The 16,736-nt window shown below is 75.4% G+C and carries 17 protein-coding genes and 1 pseudogene; 6 read left to right on the plus strand and 12 right to left on the minus strand.

The features are described from left to right. Positions 1-62 precede the first annotated feature (62 nt). Positions 63-1,046: an AraC family transcriptional regulator gene (locus HUT16_RS14925; protein ID WP_176188664.1), complete on the plus strand. Its 984-nt coding sequence runs from the start codon at positions 63-65 to the stop codon at positions 1,044-1,046. Positions 1,047-1,381: 335 nt separating this feature from the next. Here the strand turns inward: HUT16_RS14925 and HUT16_RS14930 are convergent. The 4 genes and pseudogenes from HUT16_RS14930 to mshA all read right to left on the minus strand — a co-directional run. Further along, positions 1,382-1,525, minus strand: a pseudogene (locus HUT16_RS14930) (DUF397 domain-containing protein); the annotation flags it as partial. A gap of 343 nt (positions 1,526-1,868) precedes the next feature. Beyond that, the gene (locus HUT16_RS14935; protein ID WP_176188666.1) at positions 1,869-2,366 is read right to left on the minus strand and encodes an SLATT domain-containing protein; all 498 of its coding nucleotides are present in this window, start codon (positions 2,364-2,366) and stop codon (positions 1,869-1,871) included. 31 nt (positions 2,367-2,397) lie between these two features. Continuing rightward, a complete protein-coding gene (locus HUT16_RS14940) occupies positions 2,398-2,913 on the minus strand; it encodes a YbjN domain-containing protein (protein WP_176188667.1) in 516 nt (171 codons plus the stop codon). A 280-nt stretch (positions 2,914-3,193) separates the two neighbouring features. Then, the gene (mshA, locus tag HUT16_RS14945) at positions 3,194-4,483 is read right to left on the minus strand and encodes a D-inositol-3-phosphate glycosyltransferase (RefSeq protein ID WP_254898308.1); all 1,290 of its coding nucleotides are present in this window, start codon (positions 4,481-4,483) and stop codon (positions 3,194-3,196) included. Positions 4,484-4,731: 248 nt separating this feature from the next. Between mshA and HUT16_RS14950 the strand changes: the two genes are divergently transcribed. Next, entirely contained in the window at positions 4,732-5,556 is an 825-nt protein-coding gene (locus HUT16_RS14950; protein ID WP_176188669.1) for a class I SAM-dependent methyltransferase, read from the plus strand. 141 nt (positions 5,557-5,697) lie between these two features. Here the strand turns inward: HUT16_RS14950 and HUT16_RS14955 are convergent, their stop codons facing one another. Both HUT16_RS14955 and HUT16_RS14960 read right to left on the minus strand, forming a co-directional pair. Then, positions 5,698-6,927, minus strand: coding sequence for a Cys-Gln thioester bond-forming surface protein (locus tag HUT16_RS14955; protein ID WP_176188670.1), 1,230 nt, complete (start codon positions 6,925-6,927; stop codon positions 5,698-5,700). 336 nt (positions 6,928-7,263) lie between these two features. Further along, positions 7,264-7,797, minus strand: a complete 534-nt coding sequence (locus HUT16_RS14960; protein WP_176188671.1) for an O-acetyl-ADP-ribose deacetylase — start codon at positions 7,795-7,797, stop codon at positions 7,264-7,266. 230 nt (positions 7,798-8,027) lie between these two features. On the opposite strand from HUT16_RS14960, the gene HUT16_RS14965 reads away from it, so the two are divergent. Further along, complete coding sequence (locus HUT16_RS14965; RefSeq protein ID WP_176188672.1) at positions 8,028-9,575, plus strand: PP2C family protein-serine/threonine phosphatase; 1,548 nt, start codon at positions 8,028-8,030, stop codon at positions 9,573-9,575. 89 nt (positions 9,576-9,664) lie between these two features. On the opposite strand, the gene HUT16_RS14970 is transcribed toward HUT16_RS14965, so the two are convergent. From HUT16_RS14970 to HUT16_RS14980, 3 genes are all read right to left on the minus strand, one after another. After that, entirely contained in the window at positions 9,665-9,997 is a 333-nt protein-coding gene (locus tag HUT16_RS14970) for a DUF2516 family protein (RefSeq protein WP_176188673.1), read from the minus strand. A gap of 102 nt (positions 9,998-10,099) precedes the next feature. Then, the gene (locus HUT16_RS14975) at positions 10,100-10,633 is read right to left on the minus strand and encodes a hypothetical protein (RefSeq protein WP_176188674.1); all 534 of its coding nucleotides are present in this window, start codon (positions 10,631-10,633) and stop codon (positions 10,100-10,102) included. A 102-nt stretch (positions 10,634-10,735) separates the two neighbouring features. Beyond that, a complete protein-coding gene (locus HUT16_RS14980; RefSeq protein WP_176188675.1) occupies positions 10,736-11,107 on the minus strand; it encodes a helix-turn-helix domain-containing protein in 372 nt (123 codons plus the stop codon). Between the two features lie 201 nt (positions 11,108-11,308). On the opposite strand from HUT16_RS14980, the gene HUT16_RS14985 reads away from it, so the two are divergent. Next, positions 11,309-11,830 carry a DUF2199 domain-containing protein gene (locus tag HUT16_RS14985; RefSeq protein WP_176188676.1) on the plus strand — a complete coding sequence of 174 codons (522 nt, stop codon included), beginning with the start codon at positions 11,309-11,311 and terminating at the stop codon, positions 11,828-11,830. 147 nt (positions 11,831-11,977) lie between these two features. Here the strand turns inward: HUT16_RS14985 and HUT16_RS14990 are convergent, their stop codons facing one another. Continuing rightward, on the minus strand, positions 11,978-13,384 hold the full coding sequence (locus HUT16_RS14990) for a hypothetical protein (protein WP_176188677.1): 1,407 nt from the start codon (positions 13,382-13,384) through the stop codon (positions 11,978-11,980). Between the two features lie 120 nt (positions 13,385-13,504). Between HUT16_RS14990 and HUT16_RS14995 the strand changes: the two genes are divergently transcribed. Both HUT16_RS14995 and HUT16_RS15000 read left to right on the plus strand, forming a co-directional pair. Next, entirely contained in the window at positions 13,505-14,125 is a 621-nt protein-coding gene (locus HUT16_RS14995; protein ID WP_176188678.1) for an HAD family hydrolase, read from the plus strand. Positions 14,126-14,179: 54 nt separating this feature from the next. Next, positions 14,180-15,022 carry an alpha/beta fold hydrolase gene (locus HUT16_RS15000; RefSeq protein ID WP_176188679.1) on the plus strand — a complete coding sequence of 281 codons (843 nt, stop codon included), beginning with the start codon at positions 14,180-14,182 and terminating at the stop codon, positions 15,020-15,022. Between the two features lie 19 nt (positions 15,023-15,041). Here the strand turns inward: HUT16_RS15000 and HUT16_RS15005 are convergent, their stop codons facing one another. Together HUT16_RS15005 and HUT16_RS37385 are read right to left on the minus strand one after the other, a co-directional pair. Then, the gene (locus HUT16_RS15005; protein ID WP_176188680.1) at positions 15,042-15,197 is read right to left on the minus strand and encodes a hypothetical protein; all 156 of its coding nucleotides are present in this window, start codon (positions 15,195-15,197) and stop codon (positions 15,042-15,044) included. Positions 15,198-15,202: 5 nt separating this feature from the next. Beyond that, the gene (locus tag HUT16_RS37385) at positions 15,203-16,708 is read right to left on the minus strand and encodes a DEAD/DEAH box helicase (RefSeq protein WP_303392139.1); all 1,506 of its coding nucleotides are present in this window, start codon (positions 16,706-16,708) and stop codon (positions 15,203-15,205) included. Between the last annotated feature and the right edge of the window lie 28 nt (positions 16,709-16,736).

Below are 16,736 nucleotides of genomic sequence, written 5' to 3' on the forward strand. Positions count from 1 at the left end.
TTCGAGGCCGTGACGCCGACTACGAGCCATCAGCGGGTGGACGGTGCGGCACCGTATGGGGAATGGCTGAGGAAGAAGTCACGGTTGTGGACGTGGTCGACGCGCACGGCACGGACGAAGGATGCGCGGCCCTGGTGGAGCAGATGGGCGCACAGCGGGTGCAGCCCGGGCCCGGCGGGCTGCGACGGGTACGGATGCGGGTGGTGCCCCTGGGCGGCGGAGTGGTGCTGGGCGCCGGCGAGGTGAGCAAGGGATGCGTCTTCAGCACCGCGCCCGCCGGTGCGATGGTGGCAGTGGAGGTGGCGCTGCGCGGAGCGATGCGCGTCACCCAATCCGATCGCGCGGCAGTGGCGACGGCAGGACGCACTGCTGTGACGATGGACGGGGAGCGGGAACTGCGAATGGAGCGCGGCAGCGCGGACGTCAGCCGCGGCCTGGTACTGAGCGTGCCCGCCCTGGCCCTGCACCTGGAACGCCTCGTGGGTGCCCCGGTGGCGCGCCCGGTGGTTCTGGACCCGGTGCTGGGCATCGCCTCCGGTCGGGGTGCGGAGTGGGCGGCATGCCTGGAGGCGGTGTGGCAGCGTCTTTCCCACGGGGGCGAGAGCCTGTACGGACATCGGTTGATGCTGCCGTTGTTGCGCGAACAGCTGTTGACGGGGCTGCTGTTGGCTTCCGGGCACCGTTGGCGCGGCCAACTCGACCGGCCCGAGGCTCCGGCTCGGCCCGCCTACCTGCGGGTGGCGCTGGATGTGATCAACGCCCACCCGGAGCAGGCGCACACTCCCGCATCGCTCGCCGAACTCGCCGGGACAAGCGTCCGCACCCTGCACTGGGCATTCCGTACGCACCTGGACACGACCCCGATCGGCTACCTGCGCGAGGTCCGCCTCCAGCGCGCCCACCGCGATCTGCTCGACGCCGATCCGACCCGGACCACGGTCGCCGCCGTCGCCTGCCGATGGGGCTTCACCCCATCACGCTTCGCCACGCACTACCACCACCGCTACGGCCAACCTCCGTCGCGCACGCTGCACGCCGGCTCCTGAGTGGGCCGCCGACGCATCCACGGATGTGCCGACCGCCCTAGGAACTGTCCGGTCGGTCAGATGACTTTCGCCCCTTCCGGTCGCTGGTCCGGGTGTGGAACGGGGAGACCTCGCGGATGCCGAGTGGGAGCGGCTGCGGCTGTTCCTGCCGGTCGGCAACGGGCGTTGGGACCGGTGGCGGGCGCACCGATCCGCCACAGGGGGCTGGGCGCTCGCGCGACGGACGGCCCCCGGCTTCGACGAGGAGCGCTACAGGAGACGCAACACCGCCGAACGGCCCATCACAACAGGCTCAAACACGCCCGAGCCGTCGCGAACCACTACGACAAACGCGGCTACGCCCCCCTCGGCACCCGCACCGCAGCGGTGACGAAGGCCGCCCAGGCGGCGGGGGTGAACTCCAGGTGCGGGCCGTGCGGGTCCTTGGAGTCGCGGACGCGGCCGAAGTCGGCGTCGTCCACCTCGACGCACGAGCCGCCGTTGCCGCCCCCACGCTGCTTTCGAACGAGGCGGACTCACTGAGGGCGACCTGCGTTCCGGTGTTCCTCCGCAACCTCCACGATCCGGGCCAAGGACTCCTCCGGCGGCAGTGCGACAGCCCGCACCAGGTCATAGCTCTGCGGGAATTGCGCCGGGGCTCAACCGTCGTCCTGGGTGCCGGAGTCGGGCGAGTTGCTGGTCGATCCGGCGACCGGTCGGCTCGGGGAGTTCTCCCGCCCCGGCGAGGGCAGCGAGCTGGTGCTCGTGCCCGGCGACGGGGGCGCGCCCTGGGCGGTCGACCGGCACGTGGTACGTCATCCGGACCGGCAGCTGAGCGGAACGTCAGGAGGCCGCGCCGCCGGCCTCGCTCTGGCGCAGGCGGACCCAGGAGTCGTGGTCGTCCTCCAGGATCGCCTGGTACTCGTCGATCAGCGGCGTCAGCCGGGACGCCTCCGGGACCGCCTCGCCGTACTCGGCCTTCAGCAGGGCGAGGCGGCGGCGCAGCGAGCTCAGCCGGTGCACGGTGTCGGAGCGCTGGATCCACAGCGTGCGGTAGCCGAAGAAGGCCGCCCAGGCCGCCAGCACGGTGACCAGCGCGCCGGAGACCAGCGCCACGTCCGCCAGCCGGGTGGCGGCGGGCTCGCCGACCTTCAGGCCCAGCAGCACGGTGACCAGCGCGGACAGGCTGACGGTGGCCAGCTGGAGGGTCAGCGCCCGGCGCCGGTCCCAGTCGCGGCGGCGTCGGCGCTCCTTCAGCTCGGTCGCGAGCTCGGCCTCCAGCCAGGCCAACTTCCGCTGCACGGCGGCGGATTCGGCCGATCCGGCGTATTCGGTGTCCATGGTTTCCTCCCCGGCCGGGAGGATACCGGGATCAGGCCCCGGCGGAAGGGGTATCGCTCGCCAGGTGCGCGAACGCCGCCAGGTTGCGGGTGGACTCGCCGCGCTTGGTCCGCCACTCCCACTCGCGGCGGATCGCGGTGGCGAAACCCAGCTCCAGCAGGGTGTTGAACGGCTCGTCGGCGTTCTCCAGCACGCTGCCCAGCAGCCGGTCCACCGCGCCGGGCGTCAGCGCCTCCAGCGGCAGCCGCCCCACCAGGTAGACGTCGCCGAGCCGGTCGACCGCGTACGCCGTCCCGAACATCCGGGTGTTGCGCTCCAGCAGCCAGCGGTGGAACGCCTCGTGGTTCTCGTCCGGCCGCCGGATCACGAACGCGTTCACCGAGAGCGTGTGGTCGCCGATCCGCAGCGCGCAGGCGGTGGAGAGCTTCCGCGTGCCGGGCAGCGCGGCCACCACCGTGTACGGGTCGGCGGCGGCCGGCTCCCAGGCGACACCCGCCTGGTCGAGCGCGGTGCGCAGGAGGGTCAGTGCGTCGTCCTTGGCAGCCATGCCCCCCACGCTAGCCTCCCGGCCGGCGGGCCGGCGTCCCTGGGGCTCGGAGAGAGCACCGCCAGGGGCTCGGGGAACGGCGAGGCCGGGGCTGCGGACGGTGCACTGCCGTGGCGCGCATCGGCTTCGGGTTCTGTTCAAGACACGCAGCAGCACGGACACACCGATGGGCTCCGGCCGCCAGCAGCACGGACCCGCCGTTCCCCGGGCCCCTGAAAGCACATCCCGGGCCCCTGGTCTGTTTCCCCTGTGGACTGTTCCCCTTCGCGTGCCGGAGGGTTCAGGCCCGGGCGACGGCCGTCATCGCTCCCGTGTAGACCTCGGCGGTGGCCCCGGCCGCGGTGAGCCAGCCGAAGGCGGCGGCGTGGTGGGCGGCGGCGGCGCCGCGGGTGGGGGTGAGGGAGGGGTCGGCGACGTAGGGGTGGAGGGCGTGGGCCCAGGCGTCGGGGTCGTGGCCGGGGACGAGGGTGCCGGTGCGGCCGTCCCGGACGGCGACCGGGAGGCCGCCGACGGCGGCGGCGACCACGGGGGTGCCGCAGGCCTGGGCCTCCAGGGCGACCAGGCCGAAGGACTCGCTGTGGGAGGGCATCACCAGGGCGGTGGCGGCCCGGTACCAGTCGGCGAGGCGGTGCTGGTCGACCGGCGGGTGGAAGCGGACCACGTCGTTGATGCCGAGCTGGGCGGCGAGCTTGTGCAGGCTCTCGGGGCGGGCCAGGCCGGTGCCGGAGGGGCCGCCGACGACCGGGACGACCAGCCGTTCGCGCAGGCCGGGGTACCGGTCCAGCAGCCGGGCCACCGCCTTGAGCAGGACGTCCGGCGCCTTGAGCGGCTGTATTCGGCCGGCGAACAGCAGCACCGCGGCGTCTTGCGGGAGGCCGAGCCGGGCCCGGGCGGCGGCGCGGTCGCCGGGGCGGAACACGTCCAGGTTGACGCCGGGGTGGACGACGGCGAGCTGGTCGGGGCGGGCCGCGTAGTGGTGGGCCAGCTCGGCGGCCTCCTCCGCGGTGTTGGCGATCAGCCGGTCGGCCGCGCCGACCACCTGGGTCTCGCCGATCACCCGGGCGGCGGGCTCCGGGGTGTCCCCCTCGGCGAGGGCCGCGTTCTTGACCTTGGCCATGGTGTGCATGGTGTGCACCAGCGGGACGCCCCAGCGCTCGGCGGCCAGCCAGCCGACCTGGCCGGACAGCCAGTAGTGCGAGTGCACCAGGTCGTAGTAGCCGGGGCGGTGGCCGGCCTCGGTGCGCAGCACGCCGTGCGTGAAGGCGCACAGCTGGGCCGGCAGGTCCTCCTTGAAGAGGCCCTCGTACGGGCCGGCCGTGACGTGCCGGACCAGCACGCCGGGGGCGAGCTGGACGGCGGGGGCGTCGTCCGAGCTGACGGCGCGGGTGAAGACCTCGACCTCGATGTCCAGCTCGGCGAGGCGCTTGGCCAGCTCCACGATGTACACGTTCATGCCGCCGGCGTCCCCCGTGCCGGGCTGGTGCAGCGGGGAGGTGTGGACGCTCAGCATGGCGATCCGGCGCGGGCGGCGGGCGGGCGCGGCGGGCGCTACGGGGGCAGCGGGCGCCACGGGAGCGGCGGCGGCCCACCGCGGCTCCCGGCGGGGCGTGCGGACGAGGTGCTGGGTCACCTGCGGATGCCTCCCTGTGCGCCGGCCGTCTAGGTCTGCTGTTCTCGTGCCGCCGCCCGCGGCCGGCGGCAGCGGGCGGAGGGACTTCAGCCAGGGCAACGGGGCGGCGCGTCGTCGTATTCCCGCCGGTCCCCGCCGACGCATCCGGGTACCGGGGGCGGCGGAACGGCTGCGTACGCTTGGTGACCATGGCAGCGAGCGACACGCCGTCGTCCCGGGGCCGGTCGGGCCGGCCGGTGGGGACGATCACCCGGGGCACCACCGGCACCAACCGGCTGCGGCGGATGGACCGGTGGATCGCGCACGCCGCGGGCCGGGCGCTGCGGGCGGCGGCGGCCCCGCCGGTCGTGGTGGACCTGGGGTACGGCGCGGCGCCGTGGACGGCGGTGGAGCTGTCGGCGCGGCTGCGGGCGGTGCGGGCGGACGTCCGGGTGGTGGGGATCGAGATCGACCCGGCCCGGGTGGCGGCGGCGCTGCCGATGGCCGAGCCGCCGCTGCTGGAGTTCCGCCGGGGCGGGTTCGAGGTGCCGCTGGACGGCGGGGCGCGGGCCCAGCTGATCCGGGCGGCGAACGTGCTGCGGCAGTACGACGAGGACCGGGTGGCCGAGGTGTGGGCCCGGCTGTGCGGGCGGCTGGCGCCGGACGGGCTGCTGGTGGAGGGCACCTGCGACGAGGTGGGCCGGCGGCACGTCTGGGTGGCGCTCGGCCCGGAGGGGCCGCGGACGGTGACCTTCGCGGCCCGGCTGGCGAACCTGGAGCGGCCGTCCGACCTGGCGGAGCGGCTGCCGAAGGCGCTGATCCACCACAACGTGCCGGGGCGGCCGGTGCACTCCTTCCTGCGCGACTTCGACCGGGCCTGGGCGGCCGCCGCGCCGCTGGGGGCCTTCGGGGCGCGGCAGCGCTGGGCGGCGGCCTGCGCGGCGCTGGCGGCGGACTGGCCGCTGCGGGACGCGCCGAACCGGCGTCGGCAGGGCGAGCTGACGGTGGACTGGGCCGCGCTGGCCCCGCGCTGAGCCCGGCCGTCCCGGGCCGACCCGCACGGGTCGGGTGCCCCGCCGGGCACCCGGAACGGGCCGCCGCCCGGTGGTCGGGCGGCGGCCCGTCACACGGCGGGACGCGGGTCCGGCGGCGTCAGCGGCGCCCCGGCCGGGGGCTCAGTGGCGCCGGCGCTTGCGGGAGAGCACCAGGACGGTCGCGCCGAGCGCGCCCAGGGCCAGTGCGGCCGAGGCGATCGGCAGGACCGGGGTGCTCGCACCGGTGTCGGGGAGGGCGGGGTGCGGACCGTGGCCGTGGGAGTGGGTGGGGCTGGGCACCGGGGTGCTGGACGAGGGCGAGGGGCTGGGGCTGGGGCTCGGGGAAGGGCTGGGGCTGGGGCTCGGAGACGGGGAGGGGCTGGGGGACGGGGCGTTGACGGTGACGGTCAGTTCGGCCTGGTCGGCGACGGAGGCGGCCCGGGCGAGGACGAGCCGCTGGGCGTCGGCCGGGTCCGGGTCGGCCGGATCGGCGGGGGCGTAGACGAACGCCTGGCCGACCGGGCTCTGTGCGGTGGCGTTGGCCCGGATCCGGGCCGAGCCGGGCGCGGACGGGCGGAACCAGAACGGCTCCCCGGCCGGGAGGGTGGCGCCGTCGGCGATCGGCCGGGTGCCGTCGGCGTCGGCGAACAGGTCCCCGCCGGTGGCGGTGAGCACGGCGTCACCCGTAGCGCCCCGGACGGTGTAGGGGCCGGTGATCCCGCCGGTCACCGCCGTGCCGGGGCCGTCGATGGCGAGGGGGGCGGCCGGTTCGGACAGCGGGCCCTGGCCGATCACCCGGGTGACGATCGCCGAGGTCAGCGCGAACCTGGGGTCGCCGGTGGCGAGGACGAAGCGGTCGGTGAAGAACCAGACGGCGGCCTGGACGGCGGCGGCCCGCTGAGCGTCGCCGCTCGCGGCGGCGGGCTCGCCCGTCACCGGGTAGTACTGGGTGAGGATGCGCATCACCAGACCGAGGTTGGGCACGTCGGCCAGCCGCCAGGAGCCCGGGTCGTAGGGGATGCCCGTCCCGGTCGAGGTGTTGAGGTCCACGCAGTACAGCTCCAGGCGGGCGCCGGTGGTGGCGGTGCCGTAGATGATCCCGCCGAAGCCCGAGCCGACCGGGGCGTACCCGGCCGTGTCGTAGCCGGGCTGCGGGTACCCGGACAGCGGGTCGAAGGAGGCGGGGGCCTCGAAGCCGCCGTAGGTCTGGCCCGGTCCGGTGGCGGCCGCGATCACCATCGCGGCCGGGGCGGCCAGGGCGGCGGGCCCGGTCGGCGGTTCCCACCGGGCGGAGGCCGTCCCCGGGAGCAGACACAGGGCGAGTAGCGCGGTGGAGACGAGGGCGACGAGCCGGGTTGCACGTGCGTACACGGATCACCATTCCGGGAGTTGGGCGGCGGCCGTCCCACGGTAGGCAGCGAAAGGGGGCCGGAGGCGTCGCCCCACCCGGCGCGGACGGGCGGTCACCCGGTCGGCGCAGGAACGGCGGTGGCACCCCGGGGCCGGCCGCCCGTCGACCGCACCCGGACCGCCGGGCGGGCGCCGCACCCGGACCGCCCGGCCGTCGACCGGGCCCGCCGCGGGGCGGCCCGAGCGCCCGTTCGACGGTTCACTCGAACGAGTTATCGATTTCCTCTGGCGTGTTGACGCCCCGTCACGCCACCATGGAGCCGTTCGGGTGGTTGTTGCAGCAGCCCCCCGGCGCCGTCAGCCCGTCCGCCCCTCGACCTCGTCCCGCACCCGTTCGAACGCCGCGTACGCCTCGGCGCCGAACAGCACGAACCGCACCTCGTCCAGGTCCGGGGCCTCCGCGGCCACGGTCTCCAGGGCGATCCGGGCCGCGTCCTCCAGCGGCCAGCCGTAGATCCCGGCCGAGACCGCCGGGAAGGCCACCGTCCGCGCCCCCAGCCCGACCGCGACCCGAAGGGACTCCCGATAGCACGAAGCCAGTAGTCCCGCGCGCTCCCGGTAGTCCTCCGCCCGGTACACCGGACCGACGGTGTGCACCACCCAACGGGCCGGCAGCCGCCCCGCCGTGGTCGCCACGGCCCGGCCGGTCGGCAGGCCCTTGCCGTAGTGCGAGGCGCGCAGCCCGCGGCACTCGGCCAGGATCTCCGGCCCGCCCCTGCGGTGGATCGCCCCGTCCACTCCACCGCCGCCCAGCAGCGAGCTGTTGGCGGCGTTCACCACCGCGTCCACCTGCTGTTCCGTGATGTCACCCTGCACCAGCGTGATCTGCATCACCGCTGCTCACCTCCGGTCAATTCCGGTCCACCGGCGGCGGAATCCTGCGAAAACCCCAGGCAAAGCCGCCACCAGCCGCGTGGCAATAACCACATCGGCGCCGCCCAGTCCAAGAAATCCTCGGAGATCACGTTATGGTCGCGGGAAGCCCCCCGATGCCCGGTGCCACCCGGGCACTGCGGACGGACACCAGCCGTTGGTCCGTCGGGGAAAGGAAGGACCGACCGATGCCCGCTACGGGAGACGGGCGGGCACCCGACGCGACCACGAGCGCCGGTACCGCCGAACGCAGCCGCGGCCGCCGCGCCCACAGCGCCCAGCGCGCCGGCCAGACCGCCGGCCCGATCACCGGCGTGACCACCGGCCCGACCACCGGTCCGGCGCCGATACCGCATCCCCGCAGCACCCCAGGCACCCCAGGCACCCCCGGCACCACCGAGCCCGCCCGCCCCACCGCGGGCTTCCGGGTGCTGGTGGTGGAGGCCGACGGCTCCGGCCACGCCCTGTTCGACTCGCTGGCCGCCGAGCTCGGCCGACACGTCGAACTGCACCGGGTGGGCGGCATCCGGGAGGCCCTCGCCGCGCTGCCGCCGCCGCCCGGCAGCGGCCGCCGCGGGCAGCGCGCCCCCGACTTCCAGTGCGTCCTGCTCGACCTCGGCACGCCCGACGAGCCCGCGGGCCGACCCGCCGGCCCCGCCGCCGACGCCTCCGAACTCACCGACCTCGCCGACCTCGCCGACCTCGCTGACGAGCCGTCCGACGGGCTGGACGGGCTGCGCGAACTGCTGCTGCGCGCCCCGCACACCGCCGTGGTGGTGCTCACCGACGCCGCCGGGGCCGAGCTCGGCGCCGCCGCGGTCGCCGCCGGCGCCCAGGACTTCCTGCTCCGGCAGGACACCGGCGGCCCGCTGCTGGCCCGCTCCCTGCACTACGCGGTGGAGCGCAAGCGCGCCGACGAGTCGCAGCGCCGCCTGGTCGAGGCCGAGATCCGCGGCCAGGAGAACGCCCGGCTCCAGCGCCACCTGCTGCCCACCCCGCTGCTGGACGGCGCCGGGCTGTCCTTCACCCGCCGCTACCGCCCCGGCCGCCGCCGCGCCCTGCTCGGCGGCGACTTCTACGACGCCGTCCGCACCAAGGACGGCCGGGTGCACGTGGTGATCGGCGACGTCTGCGGCCACGGCCCGGACGAGGCCGCGCTCGGCGTCGCGCTGCGGATAGCGTGGCGGACGCTGGTGTTCGCCGGGCTGACCGGCCAGCACCTGCTCACCACCCTCCAGCACGTGCTGGAGCACGAGCGGCGCAGCGACGAGATCTTCGCGACCCTGTGCATGGTGGTGCTGGACGCCCCGGCCGGGGACGGCGGCCCCGAGTCCGCCGAGCTGTACCTGGCCGGGCACCCCGCGCCGCTGCTGCTCGGCGCCGACGGCCCGCCCGTCCTGCTCCCGCTCGACCAGGCCGGCCCGGCGCTCGGCCTGCTCCCGTGCGACGCGACGCACTCGGTCTGGCCCGCGCTGCGGATCGAACTCTCCCCCGGCTGGCGGCTGCTGATGTACACCGACGGCCTGGTCGAGGGCAAGGTCGGGGCGGGCTCGCCCCGGCTGGGCCAGGAGGGCCTGATCGAGCTGATCGCCGACCACCAGGCGGCCGGGCTGACCCGCGGCCGGCTGGTCGACTCGGCGATCGCCGAGGTCGAGGAGCTGAACGGCGGGGCGCTCACCGACGACGTCGCGGTGCTGCTGCTGGAGCGCAACCCGGCCCCGGTGATCATGGGCTGAGCGGCCCGGCGGTCCGCCGCCGCCCGCGCACGCGGAAGGGCGGCCCCCGAGCCGGGGGCCGCCCTTCCTGCCGTTCTCCTGCCGCCGCGTCACCAGGGGCCGTACGGGCCCTGGTTGCTGCGCCCGCCGCCGCGGCCGTCGGTGAGCAGCTTGATCGCGGGCCGGACGTCCACCACGTAGACGATCGAGGCGACCAGGCCGACCAGCGTCATCAGGCCGGTGATCGGGTTGGCGCCGAACAGCAGGTCCCAGACCAGGGAGAGGCTCAGGATGATCACCCAGAAGCCCTTGGTCTTCTTGTCCGCCGCCCGGTACGCGTCCTCCCGGCGGAACAGGGCGTCGCCGAGCGCGAACACCTTGAAGCAGATGATCGCCGTGGCGATCCACCAGAAGGGGTTCAGCAGGTCGACGTACAGGATCACCTTGAGCTCCTCACTCTTTCCTCCATCCTGGCACGGTCACTGCCCCAGTCAACGGCCCCCGGCGGCGCGGCGTTCCGGCCGGGCGCGGACCGCCGTGCCGGGTCACTCCGCCTTCGGCGCGCCGCTCTTCCGGGCCCGGGGGGCCTTCTTGGCGGTCGGCTCCGCCGCGGTGGGCTCCTCGTCCACCACGACCTCGGTGATCACGACCTCCTCGACCACCACGTCCGCCTCCGCCTCGCCCTCGGCGGCCTCCGGGTCGGCGTTGGCGGCGTCGACCACGGTGCGGCCGCGGACGGCCAGTTCGTCGTAGACCTCCTTGGCCTTCACCGCGAACTCCAGCGCCCGGCCGACCTGCTGCATCGCGAACTCCTGCGCCTTGGCCTGGAGTTCCTTCACGTCGGTGGGCAGCGCGTTGACCGCCTCGGTGACCTTGGCCTGCGCACCGGCCAGCGCGGCGCCCGCGTCCTGCAGGGCGGCGGCGGCCCTCTCCTGGGTGCCCTTGCGGTCGGCGGCGAGCGCCTCCAGCTGGGCGGGCACCTCGCGGAGCTTCTCGTACGCGAGGTCGCCGGCGCCGGCCAGGGCGTACAGCGGGGTCGGGTCGGTGAGGGTCTTCTTGAACTCGTCGCTGATCGGCATGTCGGGTCCTCCCGGTCGGGAGCCGTCGCGCGGTCGGGTCGCGCGGGGCTCGGTCACGCAGCTCTGGTCGTTCGGGTCTGGTTCGTTCGTCGTTCCGGCAGGTCAGGCGGGGCCGGGCGGGCGGGCCGCCTGGTTCTCCTTCAGGAAGGCCTCGTAGACCGACAGCAGGGCCTGCTTCTGCCGCTCGTTGATCAGCGGGTCGGCCAGGATCGCGGCCCGCAGCCCCGGCCCCTCGCCGTCCTCCCGCTCCTCCAGGATCCCGGCCTGCACGTAGAGCGTCTCCGCCGAGATCCGCAACGCCTTGGCGATCTGCTGGAGGATCTCCGCGCTGGGCTTGCGCAACCCGCGCTCGATCTGGCTCAGGTACGGATTGGACACCCCGGCGACCTCGGCCAGCTGCCGCAGCGAGTACTGCGCGCTCCGCCGCTGCTCCCGGATGTACTCGCCGAGCGAGCCCACGTTCAGTGACGCCATACGGGCAGTCTGCACCGCCCTGCTTGCAATTGCAAGCAGCCTGCTAGCGCCCGGCCCCCGCACCCGCCCGGCCGGGCCCGACGGACCCGTCCGGTCTCCGCGGAGGTGCGCCGGTCCCGGTCGCCGTCGGCCCAACTCGCGCCGCCCGAAGACGGAACACGGCCCCGACAGGTGTCGGGGCCGGTCATTAGGCTTCCGCCCATGACCAGTGATCCCGGTTTCACCTGCTCGTGCTGCGGTGAACGCCACGCAGAGCCGCCGATGAACTACTCGGCCACGGCCCCGCACGTCTGGGACCCGAGCTTCGACGAGGCGCCCGACTGCCTGCTCTCGTCGGATCAGTGCGTCATCAAAGCACAGCACTACTTCGTCAAGGGCCTGATCGAGATACCGGTCATCGGCAGCGGCGACGTGTTCTCCTGGGGCGTCTGGGTCTCCCTGAGCCGCGAGAACTTCTCCCGCGCCGCAGACCTCTGGGACACCCCGGGGCGCGAATCCGAGCACCCGTACTTCGGCTGGCTGACCACCGAGCTTCCGGTCTACGCGCCCAGCACCGTCAACCTGAAGACCAACCTCCACACCAGGCCCATCGGTCAGCGTCCCCTCATCGAGCTCGAACCCACCGACCACCCGCTCGCCGTCGAACAGCGGACCGGCATCACCCGGGATCGCGTGCGCGAGATCGCCGAGGCCGTTCTCCACGCCGCCGACGGCGACTCCTGACCACGACCGGCCGGGGAGGGGACGGGCGACGGAGTGGTCCCGGAGATCGCCGCCGCCCACCTAAATCGGTGCGCCGGAGGCGTCCTGGTGGACGGTGTTGCCGTTCGCGTGGTGCACCCGGTGGGCGGGCGGGTGGTCCGGCGCGGATCACCGGTCCGGGGTGCCGGTGGCGGTGAGGTGGGGGCCGAAGGTGAGGCGGGTGGGGGTGGAGGCGGGGGCGGTGGTGCGGTGGAAGGCGTCGAGGGTGAGGACGAGGGTGCCGGGGTGCTGGAAGCCCTGGACGCGGATGATCCAGGGGGCGTCGGGGTCGTTGACGGGGGGCTGGGCGAAGTTGAACTCGACGTAGGCGGGGTGGCTGTACTCGGCCGGGACGGCGGGCGAGGGGAGCCGGTAGCGGACGAGGCGGAGCCGGGAGGGCAGAGCGTGGACGGCGGGGCGGGCCCGGGGGCCGACCGCGCGGAGTTCGGCCGGGACGGGGACGCGGTCGGAGATGTTTTCGACGAAGTCCGGGCCGCCGAGCCGGCACCAGTCGGCGAGCAGGGCCTCGAAGGCGACGTCCCGGTCGGCGCGGCGGCGAATCGCGCCCGCGTCCAGGATCCGCTGCCCGGCGCCGGCCAGGGCGGTGGTGACGGCCCGCAGCGGGGCGTCGGTCTCGGCGGCCGCGCCGGGGAACCGGACCCGGCGGGCGGCGATCATCGCGCAGTAGACAGCCAGCCGCGCGTTGTCGGGCGCCCCGGCGGAGCGGAGCGAGGGGAGGAACCACTGCCGCACGCCGCGGCGTTCGCGCGGCTTCGGGTGGGCGGCGGCGAACCGGCGGCCGGTCGGCGAGCTCTCCCAGCCCTCGTCGTCGAGCTCCAGCACCATGGAGCGGCAGCGCAGTTCCCCGGCCTCGCCGACCCGCAGCGTCACGCCGTCGGGGCCGGTGCGCAGGGACAGCCCGGTGGTGTCCCGGCCGCTGTCGAGGCGCAGCTCGTCCGGGTCCTCGATGCGGACGACGAGTTCCGCCCTGCCCGTCCCGTCGCCGTACCGGCACGGCAGGTCGAACTCCAGCCACCCCTCCAGCCGTTCGGCGCCGCACCGTTCGATCATGATCCCCCGGAACACGGCGGCCGACAGGTCGTACTCCTCGGCCAGACCCTCCGGCAACTCGCTTACTTCCGAGGAGAGTTCGGCCCGCAGGTACCAGTAGTGGCGGTGCCAGCGGCCCGGCTCGACCCCGGCTCCGGGCTCGGGCTCGGGCGGGCGCAGGAAGCGTTCGACCGGGACGCCCGCGGCGGCCGTCCGTTCGACCACCCAACTGCGCCGCCGGTTGCCGAAGTCGGCCATCCAGCGCAGCGCCCAGCGAGCCTGGAGCGCGCGGGCCCAGCGGAAGCGCATGGTGGCCGCCGCGAACAGGGCGGCGCTGTTGTTGTCCCACACGTCCGCCAGCCGGTAGATCTCGTTCCGGTCGAACTCCCGCGCGTCGGCGGAGAGTTCGGCGATCCTCGCGACCGAGTGGTCGAGCAGCGCCGCGTAGGCGCGCAGGGTGCGCGGGTGGCGGGGGCGGAAGGGCATGGGGGTGATTGTGCCCGGCGGGGCGGGTGGTAGCCATACGGAGAAGTACGGTGGGGGCGGCGGATGCACGCCACCGGGGCGGGAGTCGGCCGGCCGGGCGGACCGAGGGGGCTGGGCGGGATGGCGGAGCGGCGGGTCGGGGCGGTGCTGTGCGACCTGGACGGGGTGCTGCGGATCTGGGCGGACCTGACGGAGGTCGACCTGGCGCGGGGGCTGCCGCCGGGGACGGTCGGCGCGGCGGCGTTCCGGCCGGAGCGGCTGCTGCCCGCGGTGACCGGGCTGGTCAGTGACGAGCAGTGGCGGGCGGCGGTCGCGGCGGACCTGGTCGCGGCGTGCGGGTCGGCGGCGGCCGCGCGGGCGGCGGTGGCGGCCTGGGGCCGACAGCCGTCCCGGGTGGACGCGGACGTGCTGGCGCTGGTCGCCGGGGTGCGGCGGGGCGGCGTCCCGGTGGTGCTGGTGTCCAACGGGACGACCCGGCTGGAGGCCGACCTCGCCGCGTGCGGGCTGGACACCGCCGTGGACGCCGTGCTGAACACCGCCCGGTTCGGACACGCCAAGCCCGACCCCCGGGTGTACCTGGCGGCCGCCGGGCTGGCCGGCGTCCCGGTGGAGCGCTGCCTGTTCGTCGACGACTCGGCCGGGAACGTCGCCGCCGCGACGGCCCTCGGCATGCACGGCCACCGGCACGCCGGGGCGGACGGGCTGCGGGCGGTGCTCGACGGCCACGGCCTGCTGGGCTGACCGCCCGGTGGAATTGCCCGCCGCGCCCGGCCGGGTCGTGCCACCATCCGGGCCATGACGATCTTCCACGGGTACGACGGGACCGCCCTGCACTACGAGCGGCTGGGCGACGGCGCACCGCTGGTGGCGATCCCCGGCGGCCCGGGCATGGACGCCCGCTACCTGGGTGACCTCGGCGGGCTGGACGCCGGCCGGCAGCTGGTCCGGTTCGACCCGCGGGGCTGCGGCCGTTCGGCGGCCCCCGCGGACCGGGCGAGCTGCGCGTTCCACGCCCAGGCCGCGGACGTGGAGGCCCTGCGGGAGCACCTCGGGGTGGAGCGCGTCGACCTGCTCGGCCACTCGGCGGGGGCGCTCACCGCACAGCGCTACGCCGCCGCATTCCCGCACCGGGTACGGTCGTTGGTGCTGGTCACCCCGGTCGGGCGGGCGGCCCGGGAGCCGGACGCGGCGGAGCTGGCCGCGATCAGGGCGGCCCGGTCGGCGGAGCCCTGGTACCCGGACGCGGCCGAGGCGGACGCCCTGCTGGCCGACGGCGCGGGCGCCACGGCGGAGCTGGTCCGGCGGATCACCCCGTTCTTCTGGGGCAGTTGGAACGACAGGGCCCGCGCGGCGGCGTTCGACCCGGCGCCGGCCCCGGCCGCGACCTGGATGCGGGAGGCCTTCTACGCGGGCACGGGCACGGCCACGGACCAGGCCCGGCCGGTGCCGGTGCCGATGCCGGTGCTGGTGGTGGCGGGCGAGCGGGACGGGATGATCGGCACCGCCCCGGCGCGGCTGGCCGCCGCCCTCCACCCGGACGCCCGGCTCGCCGTCCTGCCGGGGGTGGGGCACCGGCCGTGGGTGGAGGCGCCGGCCGCATTCGCCGCGCTGGTCGGCGAGTTCATCGACGCCGTGTGAGGGGCCCGCGCCGCGTGCGCTACCCGGTCAGGTGCCGGTAGAGCGGGGCGAGGAGGGCCGCCAGGTCGGGGGCGAGGTCGGGCAGGTCGGGGGCGGGCGGGTCGGGCGGCGGCGGGCGGAGGGTGAACTCGCCCTGCCAGAAGGTGTCGAGGCACTGGTCGATCGGCTGGTCCACGGCGGTCAGATCCCGGTGGCTTCGGCGGAGAGGGTGAGCAGTTCGCGGAGCCGTTCGGTCGGGAGTTCGGTGAGCCAGCTCTCGCCCGCGCCGACCACCGATCCGGCCAGTTCGCGCTTGGTGTCGATGAGTTCGGCGATGCGCTCCTCGACCGTGCCGGTGCACACCAGCTTGCGGACCTGGACGTCGCGGTGCTGGCCGATCCGGTGGGCGCGGTCGGTGGCCTGGTCCTCGGCGGCCGGGTTCCACCAGCGGTCGAGGTGGACGACCTGGTTGGCGGCGGTGAGGTTGAGGCCGGTGCCGCCGGCCTTCAGCGAGAGCAGGAACACCCCTGGCCCGTCCGGGGACTGGAAGCGGTCGACGAGTTCCTGGCGGCGCGCCGCGCCGAGGCCGCCGTGCAGGTGGAGGACGGGGGTGCCGAGGCGGCGGCGCAGGTGGGGCTGGAGCATCGCGCCGAACTCGGCGTACTGGGTGAAGACGAGGGCGCGGTCACCCTCCGCGAGGGCCTCCCGGAGCAGCGCGACCAGGCGTTCGACCTTGCCGGACCGGCCGCCCAACGACGAGGTGTCGCGCAGGAGTTGGGCGGGGTGGTTGCAGACCTGCTTGAGCCGGCCGAGGGCGGCCAGCACCGCGCCCTTGCGTTCGACGCCGCGGATGCCGCCGAGGCGGCCGAGCAGGTCGGCGACGACCGCCTGGTAGAGGCCGGCCTGTTCGGGGGTGAGGTTGCAGCGGACGGTGAACTCCTGTTTGGCGGGCAGCTGTTGGCCGATCTCCGGGTCGCTCTTGAGGCGGCGCAGCAGGAACGGCGCGGTGAGCCGCTGGAGTTGCGCGGCGACGTCCCGGTTGCCGGACTGCTCGATCGGGACGGCGTAGTGCTCGCGGAAGGACTCGGGGGTGCCGAACAGGCCGGGGTTGGCGAAGTCGAGGACGGTGTGGAGTTCGGCGAGGCGGTTCTCGACGGGGGTGCCGGTGAGGGCGATCCGGGGGCCGGAGCGCAGGGAGCGCAGGGCGCGGGACTGTCGGGCGGCGCGGTTCTTGGCGTGCTGGGCCTCGTCGGCGACGACCCGCCGCCAGTGCACGGCGCGCAGTTCGGCGGCGTCGCGCTGGAGGATGCCGTAGGTGGTGATCACCAGGTCGGCGGCGGGGTCGGGGGCGGTGCGGTCGGGGCCGTGGTGGAGCTGGACGCGCAGCCGGGGGGCGAAGCGGGCGGCCTCGCGGCGCCAGTTGCCGACGAGCGAGGTGGGGCAGACCAGCAGGACGGGGCCGCGGGCGCCGCGGGCGTGTTCGAGGGCGAGCAGGGCGAGGGTCTGGACGGTCTTGCCGAGGCCCATGTCGTCGGCGAGGACGGCGCCGAGGCCGAGCCGGCCGAGGGCGTCCAGCCAGGCCAGGCCGCGTTCCTGGTAGGGGCGGAGGGTGCCGGTGAAGCCGGGCGGGGGCGGGGTGCGGCGGGCGCCGGGGAGCCGGCCGAGGCGGCCGGACAGCAGGTCGCCGAGCGGGCCCCCGGCCTGCACGGCGGTGACCGGGAGGCCGTCGACGACG

It is taken from the genome of Kitasatospora sp. NA04385 (assembly GCF_013364235.1).
GTDB lineage: Bacteria > Actinomycetota > Actinomycetes > Streptomycetales > Streptomycetaceae > Kitasatospora.